At 68.6% G+C, this 15,170-nt stretch carries 14 protein-coding genes and 1 tRNA gene; 8 read left to right on the top strand and 7 right to left on the bottom strand.

All coding sequences use genetic code 11. The features are described from left to right. Window positions 1–3 precede the first annotated feature (3 nt). The 3 genes from RWP81_RS01175 to RWP81_RS01165 form a co-directional block, all read right to left on the bottom strand. Window positions 4–585 carry a hypothetical protein gene (locus tag RWP81_RS01175; protein ID WP_314451454.1) on the bottom strand — a complete coding sequence of 194 codons (582 nt, stop codon included), beginning with the start codon at window positions 583–585 and terminating at the stop codon, window positions 4–6. Then, window positions 582–1,094 (bottom strand): DUF6790 family protein, encoded by a 513-nt coding sequence (locus RWP81_RS01170; protein ID WP_055952782.1) that lies wholly within the window; start codon window positions 1,092–1,094, stop codon window positions 582–584. The genes RWP81_RS01175 and RWP81_RS01170 overlap by 4 nt, the downstream gene beginning before the upstream one ends. Before the next feature lie 144 nt (window positions 1,095–1,238). Next, window positions 1,239–1,814 (bottom strand): DUF6790 family protein, encoded by a 576-nt coding sequence (locus tag RWP81_RS01165; protein WP_314451450.1) that lies wholly within the window; start codon window positions 1,812–1,814, stop codon window positions 1,239–1,241. 130 nt (window positions 1,815–1,944) lie between these two features. On the opposite strand from RWP81_RS01165, the gene RWP81_RS01160 reads away from it, so the two are divergent. Then, window positions 1,945–4,527: a LuxR C-terminal-related transcriptional regulator gene (locus tag RWP81_RS01160; RefSeq protein WP_314451448.1), complete on the top strand. Its 2,583-nt coding sequence runs from the start codon at window positions 1,945–1,947 to the stop codon at window positions 4,525–4,527. Window positions 4,528–4,621: 94 nt separating this feature from the next. Here RWP81_RS01160 and RWP81_RS01155 read toward each other — a convergent pair. Continuing rightward, a tRNA-Leu gene (locus tag RWP81_RS01155) sits at window positions 4,622–4,705 on the bottom strand. 154 nt (window positions 4,706–4,859) lie between these two features. Between RWP81_RS01155 and RWP81_RS01150 the strand changes: the two genes are divergently transcribed. The 7 genes from RWP81_RS01150 to pknB are packed head-to-tail and all read left to right on the top strand — an operon-like array spanning window position 4,860 to window position 13,777. Continuing rightward, window positions 4,860–5,597 carry a DUF3662 and FHA domain-containing protein gene (locus RWP81_RS01150; RefSeq protein WP_314451446.1) on the top strand — a complete coding sequence of 246 codons (738 nt, stop codon included), beginning with the start codon at window positions 4,860–4,862 and terminating at the stop codon, window positions 5,595–5,597. After that, window positions 5,594–6,133 carry an FHA domain-containing protein gene (locus RWP81_RS01145; RefSeq protein ID WP_314451444.1) on the top strand — a complete coding sequence of 180 codons (540 nt, stop codon included), beginning with the start codon at window positions 5,594–5,596 and terminating at the stop codon, window positions 6,131–6,133. The genes RWP81_RS01150 and RWP81_RS01145 overlap by 4 nt, the downstream gene beginning before the upstream one ends. 9 nt (window positions 6,134–6,142) lie before the next feature. Next, the gene (locus RWP81_RS01140) at window positions 6,143–7,381 is read left to right on the top strand and encodes a PP2C family serine/threonine-protein phosphatase (protein ID WP_314451442.1); all 1,239 of its coding nucleotides are present in this window, start codon (window positions 6,143–6,145) and stop codon (window positions 7,379–7,381) included. Further along, window positions 7,378–8,781, top strand: a complete 1,404-nt coding sequence (locus RWP81_RS01135) for an FtsW/RodA/SpoVE family cell cycle protein (protein ID WP_314451440.1) — start codon at window positions 7,378–7,380, stop codon at window positions 8,779–8,781. Before RWP81_RS01140 ends, RWP81_RS01135 begins: the two co-directional genes overlap by 4 nt. A gap of 49 nt (window positions 8,782–8,830) precedes the next feature. After that, complete coding sequence (locus RWP81_RS01130; RefSeq protein WP_314451438.1) at window positions 8,831–10,285, top strand: penicillin-binding transpeptidase domain-containing protein; 1,455 nt, start codon at window positions 8,831–8,833, stop codon at window positions 10,283–10,285. Continuing rightward, the gene (locus RWP81_RS01125; RefSeq protein ID WP_314451436.1) at window positions 10,282–12,045 is read left to right on the top strand and encodes a serine/threonine protein kinase; all 1,764 of its coding nucleotides are present in this window, start codon (window positions 10,282–10,284) and stop codon (window positions 12,043–12,045) included. The genes RWP81_RS01130 and RWP81_RS01125 overlap by 4 nt, the downstream gene beginning before the upstream one ends. 31 nt (window positions 12,046–12,076) lie before the next feature. Next, complete coding sequence (gene pknB / locus RWP81_RS01120) at window positions 12,077–13,777, top strand: Stk1 family PASTA domain-containing Ser/Thr kinase (protein WP_314451434.1); 1,701 nt, start codon at window positions 12,077–12,079, stop codon at window positions 13,775–13,777. Here the strand turns inward: pknB and RWP81_RS01115 are convergent. The 3 genes from RWP81_RS01115 to RWP81_RS01105 all read right to left on the bottom strand — a co-directional run. After that, window positions 13,749–14,405, bottom strand: a complete 657-nt coding sequence (locus RWP81_RS01115; RefSeq protein ID WP_314451432.1) for a glutamine amidotransferase-related protein — start codon at window positions 14,403–14,405, stop codon at window positions 13,749–13,751. The genes pknB and RWP81_RS01115 overlap by 29 nt on opposite strands. Then, window positions 14,402–14,557 carry a hypothetical protein gene (locus RWP81_RS01110; protein ID WP_200936071.1) on the bottom strand — a complete coding sequence of 52 codons (156 nt, stop codon included), beginning with the start codon at window positions 14,555–14,557 and terminating at the stop codon, window positions 14,402–14,404. The genes RWP81_RS01115 and RWP81_RS01110 overlap by 4 nt, the downstream gene beginning before the upstream one ends. Then, window positions 14,557–15,170: class E sortase (locus tag RWP81_RS01105; protein WP_314451429.1), on the bottom strand; the 614-nt coding region annotated here is incomplete at its 5' end. The genes RWP81_RS01105 and RWP81_RS01110, both read right to left, overlap by 1 nt.

Genomic DNA, 15,170 nt, shown 5'->3' with positions numbered 1-15,170 from the left:
AGGTCATCTCGACGCGCATTCCACGTCGCCCAGGGCGCATTGCTCGACAGACGATGTCGGTCCCGGAATGGCGAGCGGCTCGATATCGCCGATCGTGTAGGTGGTGCCGTGGTACCCGGGCTCGTACGGGAGATCGGGCCGATCGTCGGGGTAGACCTGCAGCTGGCAGGAGATGGACTCGACGGGATACGCATCCGACAACTGAGAGCACAGTCGCTCGGCCAGGACTTCCCAGTACGGGTTCTCGGCGGCGTCGACCGCGTCCATGAATTCCAGTGCGTCGGTTCGGATGTCGACGTAGTTGGGGATGGCGCTGACGGCGATGCCGGCGTCGTATCGATAGTGGAAGAACATGTTGAGGCGCTGACCGCCTTGATTGGCCGTCTGGTAGCCCACGACTTGGAAGAAGAAATCCTGTTCCGGAACCGCCGACGGCGATGCCCCCGCCGGCGTCATGTCGGGGGCAGCTGCTCGGGCGAGTGCCCAGCCGGACGCGCCCCCCAGCAGGACGAGGGCAAGGCCGACCACGCCGACGACGAGTGCCTTCCTGACGGGCGAATGCGAGTCCGCAGGCGTGGTGGTCATCGGTACTGCGCCCAGGTGAAGAAAGCGAAGAGCAGGAATGCCGGTACGACGAAGTTGACGAACAGGATGGCCGTGTTGTTGATGGCGAAGTTCTTGTCGCGGATCATCGAGCGGATGTGGCCGATACCGCAACCCACACGGAAGATCGAGCTCGAGAGGATGACAGCGAGCCAGTAATCCGGGGAGAAGTTGGCTGCGATGAGCCCGGCGATACCGAAGGCGAGGTCGGCGAATCCCACCTCGAGTTCGTAAGGGCTCTTCTCGAAGCCGATCGTCTTCGAGATGCGGTTGCCGAAGAAGATGTGCGAGATCCCGGCGCCGATGCCGGCCCATCCGATCATGTAGACGACGGCATTCGTCACCAAGGTCGGTCCCCAGTTCTCGCCGGCCCCACCGGCGAACTGAGCGACGGTGGCGATGACGAACAGGATGACGCCGATGAAGGGCAGGAGACCACCCAGGATGCGTCGACGGTGCGGAGTGGTTCGGGTCGGTGTGGGTGTACTCATCGGCTTTCCTTGAACGGGGAGGGTCACCCCTCCGGGACTTCTACGTCGGCGCACCCGCTTCCGACCGTGCCGAGTCGACTGCCGGCGAATTCGGGGGGCGACTGCGCGGGGTGCACTCCGGCGCTCCCCGTCTGCGGGACGAGATCAGCGCACGGGCACGGCGTGGTCGACGGTTGCGTCGGTGGGAACGACGCCCTCACGGCCGATGGCCACTGCATGCCAGACGACGAAGGCGATTCCGATCAGGTTGAGCACGACGTCCCCCGCGAGAAGCAGACCGCCGTTGTCGACCGCGGTATCGCCATTGACCGCGGCCTGGAAGACATGCCCGGCGGCGGCTCCGAAACCGAAGATGGCGACGCCTGTGGTGACGGCGGCCTTGGACAGCACCGGGCTGCGTCTGCCGTGAACCATGATCGCGATCACCGCGATCCCCGCACTGGCGAGCGCGAGTTCGAGTTGGAAGGGCGACTGAGCCCATCCGATCTGTTCGGCGGCGAAGTCACCGAAGACGGAATGCATCACGGCGTTGATGGCCAGACCCACGCCGATGCCGTAAAGGAGATAGGCGTTCAGGAACAGCCCGCTGATGACCGCGGCGGTGCGCTGGCCCTTCCATCGCGCCGTCTGGACCGACGCCACAATGAGCCCCAGAACGAAGCAGCTGATCATGTAATTTCCGATGACCGTGGTGAGGACGGCGGAGATGATGTCGGACACGGGGACTCCTTGGACGATGTGAGCGGGATCGGCCCGCAATCGCATCCGACCATGCGGCGGAGAGATTGATCCACCGGGCCGCAGAGAAACACCCAGGACTAGGGTGAAACCCCAGCAGGAAGGACGATGGATGTCAGTCCGCACGACTTTGGGGAGTCGGGACGCAGAGCTCGCCGCTGGCGCGCGCGCCGCCTATGCGGCGTCGAGGGGCCGGCCGGTCCTGGTGCTCGTAGAGGGTGAGCCCGGGGCGGGAAAGACGGCGTTGCTCGAGGAGATCGCGCGGGACGCCGTTCGCCGCGTGGCGAGCGTCGTGCGCTGGGCGCGACCCGACTACGCATCCTTCGAGGTGGCGCGCGACGCCATTCGGGCTCTCCCCTCGGAGCAGTTCGTCTGTCTGCTCCTCGACGATGCCGACGAGGTCGGCGGTGACTGCGCAGCACTTCTCACCCGCCTCCTGGATGATGAATCCGCCCGGCCCCTCCTCGTCTTGATCAGCGCCCGTCCGCCGAGGCGGCACTTCGCCCGCACGGCTGTGGACCTCCTCGCCGGCGGGGTGCCCGGCATCCGGCTCTGGCTGCGCGGCGTCTCGGCCGATGCTGCGTCCGGTGCTCAGCCCGCTCCGTCGAGTGCAACCTCATCCGACGCGCGTGTCGCAGCAACAGCCGGCAACCCCGCGTGGCTGGGCGCGATTCAGCGTGGTGAGGCAAGCAGCGACGACCCGGGGCCGGCGCTCACGCGCGCGGCGACGGAGCTGCTGGCGTCGCTGGACGCCGGCGAGCGAGCGGTCGTGGATCTGCTCGCCCACGCCGACGGCGCGCTCCCCACCTCCGTTGTGGGAAGGGCGCTGGGCGGACGGTTCTCCGTTCGGTCAATACGTCGCAGCCTCGGTCCGTTGCTCGAGGACGGCGGTCTCGGCCTGCGTCTGGATTCGCAACTCCTCCGGATCGTCGCCCGGGAGGCGGTCAGTACGGAGGATCGCCGAGAGATACACAGGACGCTGGCGGCGGCCACGGAAGGCCCGCAGCGCTCCCACCACCTCCTGGCAGCGCTCGGCCCAGTGGGCGACGCTTCTCTCGCCGACGAGTTCGAACAAGACGGGCTCGCGGCTTTGAAGACAGGGGACTGGCATGCCGCCGCCCTCGCTCTCGCCCGCGCGAGCAGAGCGCACCCGCGAGCAGACGAACGCGAACGTCTCTTACTCGAGGCAGGCTGCATCATCGGGCTGGCCGAGGACCTCGACCTCGCGCGCCAATTCGGCGCCGACGTCGCCGCGCTCACGAGGAGCCCGCTACGAGACGTGCTCCTGTCCGGACTGACGTACTTCGCCGGGCAGTTCGAGCAGGCCATCGACACGCTCAGCTCCCTGTTACGCGCCACCGGTGACGACGAGCTCCGGGGACGCGGGCGTGCGCTGGCGCTCGTGATCATCTCCTCCGCGCGCGCCATCATCGGGCAGACGGCAGCGGCCCTCGACGCGGGGCGCGCCGCAGCAGCCACACCCGTGCCCCGCAGCGATCCCATTCGCCCACTGCTCCGCCGTGTGATGTGGATGCAGATCGCGTCCGCGGAGTGGGCGAACGGGCACATCGTCGATGCGTTGAGCATCACCGACCGCCTCCTGGATGCCGACTCCGGCCGACTCGAACACACAGACACGCTCCTGCTGCGCGGCGCGATCCACTTCTATGGCGGGCGTACTCTCGCTGCCCACGATGACCTGAAGCGGGGGGATGCCCTCGCCGACGCCACGATGGCGGTGCTGCGTCGACGCATGTCGGAACACACCGTGATCGACTTCCACCTCGGTAACTGGACGCAAGCTCAACAACGCGGCCTGCGTACCATCGCGGCCGGCCGTCGGAACGGCGACCTCCGGGGTATTGCGGCGACCGAAGCCGTCATCGCGATGATCGCAGCCGCCCGAGGTGACGATGCGCGTGCCGACGCGACACTCGCCTCCGCGAAAGCGTTCGCGCACCGCCCCTCGCCGTTCGTCGCGCTTCACGTGGCCACGGCGGATGCCTGGATCGCCCGAGAGCGGATGAATCCCGCGGCAGTATTGGAAGCCCTCGCTCCGATACGGGAGAGCTCCGTCGCCGACTGGTCGGAGCGCATCGGACTCTTCGCGTGGCGGGCGCTGCATATCGGGGCACTGATCGGTTTAGGACGCCTCGACGAGGCAGACGACGAGTGCCGGCATCTCACCACGCTGGTCAGTCGTCGACCGGCTGTGCCGCTGGTGCACGGCCACCCCGAGTGGCTGGCAGGGCGGATCTCGGCGGCTCGCGGCGATGTCGGACGAGCCCGGGCCCAGTTCGCGTCCGCACGCCAGCTCAGCCTGGGAACCCCCTATCCGTCAGCTCTCGTCGCCCTCTCCGCGGCGTCGCTGGAGCGCGAAGCCGGACGGGACGACGATGCCAATCTGCATCTCGATGAGGCCCTGCGCATCTTCCACGTGTTGGAAGCGTCTGCCGCCGCTGCCCGCACGAGACGGGCATTGGAAAGGGAGAAGTCCTTCCACCTGCTGTCGGTCCGGGAACGCCACGTTGCGCGACTGGCCGCTCGCGGACACACCAACGAGACCATCGCGAGCGAACTCGTCATCTCCGTGAAGACGGTGGAGTTCCACGTCGCGCGTATTCTCCGCAAGCTCGGTCACGCGTCGCGGCGCGATCTCTGGTCTGCGAGAGACACCGAGCCCGCCGGCGAGTGACCGGCGGCGGCCCGACCCGCACGGGTGGCGAACCCCCCGCTCCCCCAGACAATGAAGAAGGCCCCGGGATGAACCCGGGGCCTTCTTCATTGTGTGCGCGAGGGGGGACTTGAACCCCCACGCCCGTGAAGGCACTGGCACCTGAAGCCAGCGCGTCTACCTATTCCGCCACTCGCGCGTGCGCGGCATCGAGGATGCCACGCGACCAACTTCCCGAGAATATCACGGCGGCGACCGCCTCACGAAACGCGGGCCCCGCACGCGGCGTCCATGACCTGCCCAGCCGCGCTGACTACGATGTGCCTACTGGTCTGCCTGCCCGAAGGAGTCTCGTGGGACTACTCGACAGTTTCGAGAAAGGTCTCGAACGCGCCGTCAACGGTGCGTTCGCGAAGACCTTCCGCAGCGGCATCCAGCCGGTGGAGATCGCTGCCGCGCTACGGAGCGAGCTCGATAAGAAGGCCGTGGTCGTCACGCGTGATCGCATCCTGGCCCCCAACACCTTCGCGGTGCGCCTCTCGCCCGCCGACGACGAGAAGATGAGCGCACTCGGCTCGACCCTCGTCTCCGAACTCGACACCCTGATCAAGAAGCACGCGCGCACACAGGGTTACTCCTTCGCCGGCCCCGTCGCCATCTCGATCGAGCGCGACGCCTCCCTGTCGACCGGAACGCTGCGCGTCGACTCGCAGACCACCGAGGGCCGCATCGCCTGGCGTGGTGTCGTCGACATCGACGGCACGCGGCATCCGCTCACGGGATCGCGCACGGTGATCGGCCGTGGCAGCGATGCCGACATCACCATCCCCGACGCCGGCACCAGCCGCAAGCACGTCGAGATCCTCTGGGACGGCGAGCGCGCGATGGTGCGAGACCTCGGTTCGACCAACGGCACGACCCTCAACGGCCACAAAGTGTCCGAGGCAGCACTGCCGCCCGATTCGACGATCTCGATCGGCCGCACCAATATCGTGTTCCGTGTGGTCGCGCAGGCGCAGCCGCCGCGGCGCCCGCAGGCGCCCGACGCCACGAGCATCTTCGACGTCCGGGAACGGGGACCCCAGTCATGAGTCAACTGACTCTTCTTCTTCTGCAGGGCGGCTTCCTCGTCCTGCTGTGGTTCTTCGTGTTCGGTGTCGTCTACTCCCTGCGCGCCGACCTCTTCGGCGTCAAAGTGCGCAAGCTCCCCGAGCCGGTGGCATCCCCCGCTCCGGCGGCCGCAGCCCCCGTGGCCTCGCCCGATGCCGTGACCACCCAGGTCAAGCGTCCCTCCGCACCCGCCCCGGCTCCGGTGGGCGGGCTGGCCACCACCGCGACCGTCTCGCGCATCGTCATCACGAGCGGCCCGAAAGCGGGGCTCGAGCTGCCGCTCGGCACCGAGCCGCTCACGATCGGACGCTCGAGCGAGTCCGGCCTCGTCATCCGCGACGACTACACCTCCAGCCACCACGCTCGCCTCGTGCTCTGGGGCCAACAGTGGATGCTGCAAGACCTCGACTCCACCAACGGCACCTCCCACGACGGTACGCGCGTGGCCGCTCCCGTGCAGGTGAAGGTGGGCGCTCCGATCAAGGTCGGCGCGACGACGTTCGAGTTGAGGACGTAAGCCACCTCCATGGTCTTCCAGGGCTCGAGCGCCGCCATCTCCCACACGGGCAAGGTGCGCTCCAACAACCAGGACTCCGGCTACGCCGGGTCCAATCTCTTCGTGGTCGCCGACGGCATGGGTGGGCACGCGGGCGGCGACGTGGCCTCGAGCCTGGCCATCGGTCGCCTCACCGAGCTGGACCAGCCGTTCCGCTCGCCGACCGATGCCGAGCACGCCATCCGCGACGCCCTGGCCGACACCGCGACCGAACTGATCGACACGGTGGGACGCCGCCCCGAGCTCGCGGGCATGGGCACCACGGTGAGCGCGCTCGTCATGGTCGACGATTACGCCGTCATCGGCCACATCGGCGACTCGCGCATCTATCTCTACCGCGACGACACGCTCACCCAGATCACCGCCGACCACACCTTCGTGCAGCGCTTGGTCGACTCGGGGCGCATCACCCCCGAGGAGGCGCGCTACCACCCGCGGCGCTCGGTGCTCATGCGCGTACTGGGCGACATGGACCCCGACCCCGAGGTCGACAGCTTCATCATGCCGACGCAGGACGGCGACCGCTGGCTGCTGTGCTCCGACGGACTGTCGGGGGTCGTCGACGACGACCACACCGCCAAGACCCTCGCGCTGGGCATGCCACCGGCGCGTACCGCTGACGCTCTCCTGAAGCAGGCGCTCGACGGCGGCGCTCCCGACAACGTCACCGTCGTCCTGGTCGACGTGGGAGGTCAGCACCCCGTCTTCATCGGCACCCCGACGGTCGTCGGCTCCGCGTCCAACCCGAGCGGTGTCGTCGTTCCGGCCGCGCGCACCGGACGCGGCGGCTGGTTGCACCACGCCCGTCAGGTCGCGAACGAGCCCACCCACTTCGAGCCCGCTGCCGAGTTCCTCGAGGAGCTCATCGAAGAAGACCGTCGCCGCGCGCGCCGCCGGCGGTTCGGCTGGCTCGCGGCGCTGCTCATCGTGCTGGCCGGCATCGGGCTCGGCCTGTTCGCCGGCTACAACTGGACCCAGACGCGCTATTACGTGGGCGCCGACGAGAACTCGGTCGTCATCTACCGCGGCATCCAGCAGTCCATCGGCCCCCTCACGCTTTCGACGGTCTACGAAGACACCGACGTCGCGCTGGACGAGCTGTCGGAATTCGATCGGCAGACGGTCGAGACGACCATCTCGGCCGGTTCTCTCGCCGACGCCCAGAGCATCGTCGATCGCCTGCGCCCCGCCCCGGAGGTAAGCGGATGACAGATCAGAAGCTCACCCGGTCGACGGATGCCGTGTCCACCGACACCGCCGTCATGCGCGCCCTCAAGAAGATCCGTGTGCCCGCCACGCAGCGCAACCGCGAGCTCGGACTGCTCGTCTTCGCGATCGCCGTCTACGGCGCGGCGGTCACCCTCGTCCAGCTCGGCGCGACCGGTGCCGTTGAGACCGGGTTCCTCATCCTCGCGGGCATCCCCGCGGTCCTGGCGCTGGTCATGCACGTCGTGCTGCGCCTGCGCGCCCGCGACGCCGACCCGTTCGTTCTCCCCATCGCCACCGTCCTCACCGGTCTCGGCATCGCGATGATCTACCGCATCGACCTGGCCGACCAGGCCAGCGGATGGGATGCCACGGGCCACCGCCAGATCGCCTGGGCCGTCATCGCGATGGTCGCCGCCCTCGCCGTGCTGATCTTCGTGCGCAACTACCGCGTGCTGTTCCGCTACACCTACCTGTCGGGCCTCATCGGTATCCTGCTGCTGCTCCTGCCGTTCGTGCCGGGCCTCGGCACAGACCAGAACGCCGACGTGTGGGTCTCACTCGGATTCGTGTCGTTCCAGCCGGGTGAGCTGGCGAAGATCTGCCTGGCGATCTTCTTCGCCGGGTACCTCGTGCGCACGCGCGAGAGCCTCACCTCCACCGGTACGCGCTTCCTGTTCATGACGTGGCCGCGCGCGCGCGAGCTCGGCCCCGTGCTGATCATCTGGCTCGTCTCGCTTGGAATCATCGTGCTCCAGCGCGACCTCGGTACGGGCCTGCTCATCTTCGGCATGTTCGTGGCGATGCTGTACGTCGCCACCGGCAAGACGAGCTGGGTGGTCATCGGTCTCGTGCTGGTCGCGAGCGGCGCGTTCCTGGCATCCCGTGTCCTCCCCTACGTCAACGGACGCTTCGCCAACTGGCTGAGCGCCTTCGACCCCGAGGTCATCGAGCGCGACGGCGGCAGCTACCAGCTCGTGCAGGGCATCTTCGGCCTCTCGCACGGCGGCCTGTTCGGCACCGGCCTCGGGCAGGGGCGTCCGTACATCACGCCGCTCTCGCAGAGCGACTACATCGTGCCCAGCCTCGGCGAAGAACTCGGGCTCGTGGGATTGTTCGCGATCCTGGCGCTGTACATGGTGTTTACCAGTCGCGGCATCCGGATCGGACTCGCCGGCCAAGACGACTTCGGAAAGCTCCTCGCGACGGGCTTCTCGTTCACCATCGCCCTGCAGGTGTTCATCATGGTCGGCGGTGTCACCCGCGTGATCCCGCTGACCGGCCTGACCACGCCGTTCCTCGCCGCCGGTGGATCCTCGCTCATCGCGAACTGGATCATCGTGGCGTTCCTGTTGCGCATCTCCGACGCGGTCCGCAGCCGCCCCCGGGTGGTGATCGGCTGATGACACGTCCTGTCCCGCCCGTACCCGCCCCGACGACGAAGGAGGCACCGTGACCAAAGAACTCCGCCGCCTCAGCATCGTCATGCTCGCGATGTTCCTGGCCCTGTTCACCTCGACGAGCATCATCCAGGTCGTCCAGGCCGCCAACCTCACGAACACGGCGGGCAACACGCGCGCCCTCTACGACTCGTACGAGGTGCAGCGCGGTTCGATCATCGCCAGCGGCACGGCCATCGCGTCGTCGGTGCCCTCCGACGATGTGTTCAGCTGGCAGCGCCAATACACGGATGCCGCGATGTGGGCGCCCGTGACCGGTTACATGAACCCGGTGCTCGACTCGAAGACCCGCATCGAGGCGACCGAGAACGGCGTGCTCAGCGGCTCCGACAATGCGGACTACTTCTCGCGCATCGAGCGCGCGGCCACCGGCCAGCTGCCGCGCGGCGCCAACGTCGAACTCTCGGTCGACGCGAGCGTGCAGAAGGCGGCCTGGGACGCACTCGGCGACCAGCAGGGCGCCGTCGTGGCGATCGAACCCGCGACGGGCCGCATCCTCGCGATGGTCTCCAAGCCGAGCTTCGACACGAACGCCCTCGCGTCGCACGACACGGATGCCGTGAACGCGGCCTACGACCAGCTCGTCGCCGACGCGTCCAAGCCGCTCGACAACCGGGCCATCGAGGGCGATCTGAACCCTCCCGGCTCGACGTTCAAGCTGGTCGTGGCCTCGGCCGCACTGGCATCCGGTCGGTACACCCCCGACTCGGCCTTCCCGAACCTCGCGGCGTACACGCTCCCCCAGTCGACGAACGTCGTGAGCAACGCCGGGGGCGGTACGTGCGGCGAGGGCGACACCGTCACCATCGCCACGGCGCTGCGACTGAGCTGCAACATCCCGTTCGCCGAACTGGCGATCGATCTCGGCGACGACGCCATCCGTGCAGAAGCCGAGAAGTACGGCTTCAACACCCAGTTCTCGATGCCGCTGCAGTCCACGGCATCCACTTATCCCGACGCGCCCAACGCTCCTCAGACCGCCCTCAGCGGCTTCGGTCAGGGCGACGTGCGCGCGACGCCGCTGCAGATGGCGATGGTGTCAGCGGGCATCGCGAATGACGGAGTCGTCATGAACCCGCGCATGATCGACCGGGTGATCAGACCCGATCTGTCGGTCGCGAGCGAGGGAAGCAGCAGCGAGTTCGGGCGGGCGCTCGAAACCGACATCGCGGCGCAGATGGTGTCGATGATGACGGCGAACGTCCAGGACGGCGCAGCATCGAATGCAAGAATAGACGGGGTCCCGGTCGCGGGTAAGACCGGCACCGCGGAGAACGATTCCCGTCCCTACACTCTCTGGTTCACCGGCTTCGCGCCGGCGGACGACCCCCGGGTCGCCGTCGCCGTGGTCGTTGAGAACGGCGGGGGCCAGGGGCAGAGCGGGAGCGGCAACGAGATCGCCGCCCCGATAGCGAAGAAGGTCATGGAGGCGGTGCTGGGTAAATGAGACCGACACAGGGTGTGACCTTCGGCGGGCGGTACGAGCTCGAGTCGCGGATCGCGATCGGCGGCATGGGCGAGGTCTGGGAAGCGACCGACCACGTCATCGGACGTACGGTCGCGATCAAGATCCTCAAAGACGAATACATGGGCGACCCCGGGTTCCTCGAGCGCTTCCGCGCCGAGGCCCGGCACGCAGCCCTCGTCAATCACGAGGGCATCGCGAGCGTGTTCGACTACGGCGAGGAAGACGGCAGCGCCTTCCTGGTCATGGAGCTCGTGCCCGGTGAGGCGCTCTCCACGATCCTCGAGCGCGAGGGGTCGCTGTCGACCGACAAGACCCTCGACATCGTCGCCCAGACGGCCGCAGCCCTCCAGGCCGCGCACGCCGCCGGTCTCGTGCATCGCGACATCAAGCCGGGAAACCTGCTGATCACGCCCGACGGGCGCGTGAAGATCACCGACTTCGGCATCGCCCGCATCGCCGACCAGGTGCCGCTGACCGCGACCGGCCAGGTCATGGGCACGGTGCAGTACCTCTCGCCCGAGCAGGCGTCGGGTCACCCCGCGTCGCCCGCGACCGACACCTACTCGCTCGGCATCGTCGCGTACGAATGCCTGGCCGGTAAGCGCCCCTTCACAGGCGAGTCGCAGGTGGCCATCGCGATGGCACAGATCAACGAGCAGCCCGCGCCATTGCCCCCCACCGTGCCGGTGCCGGTGCAGAACCTCGTGATGGCGATGATCGCCAAGAAGCCGGAAGACCGTCCCGCGTCCTCGGCCGCCGTGTCGCGCGCAGCGACCGCGCTCCGTCGTGGAGACCTCACCGCGGCCACCGCCGCCGTACCGGCCGTCGCCGCGGGTGCCGCGGTCGCCGACGAGGCCACGCAGCTATTGACCGCCGGTCAGACGTCCGCCGCGACGCGGCTGATGCCGACCCCGGCTGCGGCAACCTCGCTGCTGACCGAGGAGCACATCGAAGAAGACCCCGCCCCGCAGAAGAAGCGCTCGCGGTGGACGTGGCCGCTGATCGCCCTGATCGCGCTGCTAGCCCTCGTCCTGGGCGTCACGCTCTTCAACGTCATCTCCAACCAGAGCGAGCCCGAGCCCGCCCCCACGAGCGCGTCCCCCTCGCCGACGCCCACGCCGTCGCCGACCTCGGCGACGCCGACGCCCACGCCCAGCTCGCAGCGCGTCGAGGTGTCGTCCCTCGGTCTCGAGGGCAAGACGTGCGACGACGCCCGAGCCATCCTTGAAGAGAACGACCTCGTCGCCGACTGCCAGGTGGGCAACGCAGCGACCCAGGCGAGCGACGTCGGACTCATCTACAACGTGAACCCGACGGGTGGAGTCGAAGCGGGTACCACCATCACGGTGCGCTTCTACGCGGAGCAGACGCCGCTCGAGACGCCCGGCACGCCGACCCTCCCGAGCGCGTCGGTCTCGGCCGGCAGCGACATCCAGGTGGCCTGGCAGCAGTACACCTGCCCGTCGGGTACCGGTTCGGTGACCTCGTACAACTTCACGGCGACCAACGGCACGTTCGACGCGAACGGTCAGTCGACGTCGTCCTTCCCGCCCGACGCGCGCAACGCCGCACTGAAGGTCAGCAACTCCGCCGGCCAGACGCTGCGGGTCACCTACACCGTCAGCTGCTCGGGCAGCCCCGACCGTCAGGCCGGTCCCTCGGGCGAAGCGTCGGCGTCGATCACGGGCGGGAACCCCTCCTCCTCGCCGACGCCGACCGCCACGGCCGCGTCCAACTGACCGACCCGTTTTCACGCCAGGAGCTCCATTCGTGACCACTGAGACGCGCGTCCTCTCCGGGCGCTATCGTGTCGACGACCTCATCGGTCGCGGCGGGATGGCGAGCGTCTACCGCGGGTACGACCAGACGCTCGGCCGCACGGTCGCCATCAAGATCCTGAAGTCCGACCTGGCCGGCGACGCGGCTTTCCGCACGCGGTTCCGGCTCGAGGCGCAGGCGGCATCGCGCATGGCGCACCCCACCATCGTGCGCGTGTTCGATGCGGGCGAAGACGCCGAGACCGGTGTCGACGGTGTCGAACGCCCCGTCCCGTACATCGTGATGGAGCTCGTGCACGGGCGCCTGTTGAAAGACGTCATCGGGCAGGGGAAGGTACCGACCGACGACGCGCTGCGCTACGTCGACGGCATCCTGGAAGCGCTGGAGTACTCACATCGCGCCGGCGTCGTCCACCGCGACATCAAGCCGGGCAACGTCATGATCACCGAGTCCGGCCGCGTGAAGGTCATGGACTTCGGCATCGCCCGCGCGGTCTCCGACTCGTCCTCGACCGTCGCCGAGACCACGGCGATCGTCGGCACCGCCGCGTACTTCTCGCCCGAGCAGGCCAAGGGCGAATCGGTCGACGCCCGTGCCGACCTGTACTCCACCGGTGTGGTGCTCTACGAATTGCTCACGGGACGCACGCCGTTCCGGGGTGACACACCGGTCGCCGTCGCCTACCAGCACGTCAGCGAGGCTCCCCTCCCTCCCAGCGAGATCGACGAGTCCATCCCGCGGGCACTGGATGCCATCGTGCTCCGCGCTCTCGCGAAAGACCCGTTCCAGCGTCCACAGGATGCCGCGAGCTTCCGCGAGGCGCTGGATGAGACCGCCGACGGCAAGGCTCCCACCAAGCGCCAGATGTCGGCGCTCTCGAACGAGTTGTACGGGCCGAACCCCCGGCAGGCGGCGGAAACCGCTCGCTCTCTGCGGCAGCTCAGCACCGACACGACGATGCGACGCACGCAGGCGGGTCCTCCCGTGGCGTGGATCTGGGCGGGCGTCAGCGTGCTCGCGGTGCTCTTGGTCGCCGTGCTGATCTGGGTGATGCAGATCCAGCCGAACGACGAGGTGCCGACGACCTCGCTCACGGTGCCGAACGTCGTCGACATGTCGTACGAACGCGCCGCCGAGACCCTGACCGGGCAGCAGTTGACCACGGCCCGCGTGAACGAATCCGACGAAGAGATCGCGGCGGGCAACGTGGTGAGCACCGTGCCCGAAGCGGGCACGAGTGTGGCCGCGGGCCAGAAGATCACCGTGTACGTGTCCAGCGGTCCCGACACCGCCACCGTGCCCACGCTCGAGGGCATCAACGAGAACGAAGCGCGCTCCTCCATCGAGGCGGCGGGTCTGACGGTCGGATCCATCCGTCGTCAGAACGATCCCGCCCTCGCCGAGGGAACGGTGATCTCCTCCACCCTCGAGTCCGGCTCTGCCGTGGCGAAGGGCACGACGGTCAACCTCGTCATCGCGAGCGGCCAGGTCGTGATCGTCGACTACACCGGGTACACGCTCGAGGCGGCGCAGCGCGAGCTGGAGTCGGAAGAGAAACAGCTGACGGTACAGCGGCAGGACGACCCCGGATGCCGGGCCGCAACCCCGCCGACGGTCGCCACGCAGTCGCTGGCGCCGGGCGAGGTGCCCGTCCACAGCGAGATCACGCTGACGGTGTGCTCAGGCTCCTGACCCCGCGGGGGTGAAGACCCCGGCCGCGCGCCGCTGCACCGCGCAGACCGGCGTCTTCGAGCCAGCGCCCGAGCAAGAGGTGGCCACCCTCGGTGAGCACGCTTTCCGGGTGGAACTGCACTCCCTCGATCGGTGCCCGACGGTGCCGGAGGCCCATGACCACGCCCTCCTCGGTGCGTGCGGTCACCTCGAGCTCGGCGGGAAGCGTTCCGGGGTCGACGGCGAGGGAGTGATACCGGGTCGCCACGAACCCGTCGGGTAGATCGTGGAAGACCCCCACCCCCTGGTGGCGGATGATGCTGGTGATCCCGTGCAGCAGCTCGGGAGCGTGTCCCACGCGCGCGCCGAACGCCGTGGCGATCGCCTGGTGACCGAGGCAGACGCCGAGGACCGGCACGCCCTCCGCGTAGGCCGCTCGCACCACCTCGACCGAGGTGCCGGCGTCATCCGGGTGACCCGGGCCGGGCGAGATGAGGATCGCGTCGGCGTCGCGCACGATCCGACCGGGAAGTCCCGGGTCATCCGCCGTACGCAGGAAGGTCGCCGCACCCAGGTCGCGCAGGTAACCGGCGAGGGTGTGGACGAAGCTGTCGCGGTTGTCGACGACCGCGACGCGCCACGCGGTCACTCGACCGTGACCTCCTGGGGATAGACGATGTCGCTCACCCAGGGGAAGACGTAGAAGAAGAGTCCGTACAGCACCGCCGCAAGCAGCACGAGGACGATCAGGAGGCGGATCCACCAGGGACCGGGCAGGACTCGCCAGAGGGCTCCATACATCAGGCTGCTCCAGTGGTGAGGGAAAGCGGCGGACCCGCGTCGGTGCGGGGAGTGAACGACTCGAAGACGCCGTACGCGATGGCGCGCTCCGAGAAGCCGTAGCGCGGGCTGCAGGTGGTCATGGTGATGACGCGGTCGGTCGCCTGCACCTGTGGTTGCTGCGGCAGTGGGAGCAGAACGTCGACACCGTCGGGTCGCACGTACTCGAGGTTGCGGTAGCGGTAGGTGAACCACCCCTCTTCGGTCTCGACCACGACCGCGTCCCCCACGCGAAGCGAGGGCAGGTCGGCGAAGGGTGCGCCGTGGCTGCCTCGATGCCCGGCGATGGCGAAGTTGCCGACGGCACCGGGCATCGCGGTGTCGGGGTAGTGTCCGAGCCCGATCGGGTCGAGAGTGCGCGACGCGCTCACACCGCCCGCGACGGTGAAGAGGTAGTCGGGGCCGAATCGCGGGATGTGGACGACACCGAATCGCTCGGCGTCGCCCGGCTGCTCGAGCGCGGGCGGGTCCGCCGTCGGGGGGCCGGCGGGCTGGTCGGGGGCGGCGGGCGCGGCGGCGGGGCCGGCGCGGGGCCGCGGGGGGGGGCCATCGTGGTCTCCGAGCCCTCCGCGGC

The organism is uncultured Microbacterium sp. (assembly GCF_963521695.1).
Taxonomy (GTDB): Bacteria; Actinomycetota; Actinomycetes; order Actinomycetales; family Microbacteriaceae; genus Microbacterium.
Note: the sequence above shows the minus strand (reverse complement) of the source record. Positions and strands in the feature narration are given on the sequence as shown.

What these genes read in the sequence shown, in the direction of transcription:
- RWP81_RS01175 (WP_314451454.1), bottom strand. Translation starts at nt 585, where the DNA reads ATGACCACCACGCCTGCGGACTCGCATTCGCCCGTCAGGAAGGCACTC.
- RWP81_RS01170 (WP_055952782.1), bottom strand. Translation starts at nt 1,094, where the DNA reads ATGAGTACACCCACACCGACCCGAACCACTCCGCACCGTCGACGCATC.
- RWP81_RS01160 (WP_314451448.1), top strand. Translation starts at nt 1,945, where the DNA reads ATGTCAGTCCGCACGACTTTGGGGAGTCGGGACGCAGAGCTCGCCGCT.
- RWP81_RS01145 (WP_314451444.1), top strand. Translation starts at nt 5,594, where the DNA reads ATGAGTCAACTGACTCTTCTTCTTCTGCAGGGCGGCTTCCTCGTCCTG.
- RWP81_RS01140 (WP_314451442.1), top strand. Translation starts at nt 6,143, where the DNA reads ATGGTCTTCCAGGGCTCGAGCGCCGCCATCTCCCACACGGGCAAGGTG.
- RWP81_RS01135 (WP_314451440.1), top strand. Translation starts at nt 7,378, where the DNA reads ATGACAGATCAGAAGCTCACCCGGTCGACGGATGCCGTGTCCACCGAC.
- RWP81_RS01125 (WP_314451436.1), top strand. Translation starts at nt 10,282, where the DNA reads ATGAGACCGACACAGGGTGTGACCTTCGGCGGGCGGTACGAGCTCGAG.
- RWP81_RS01110 (WP_200936071.1), bottom strand. Translation starts at nt 14,557, where the DNA reads ATGTATGGAGCCCTCTGGCGAGTCCTGCCCGGTCCCTGGTGGATCCGC.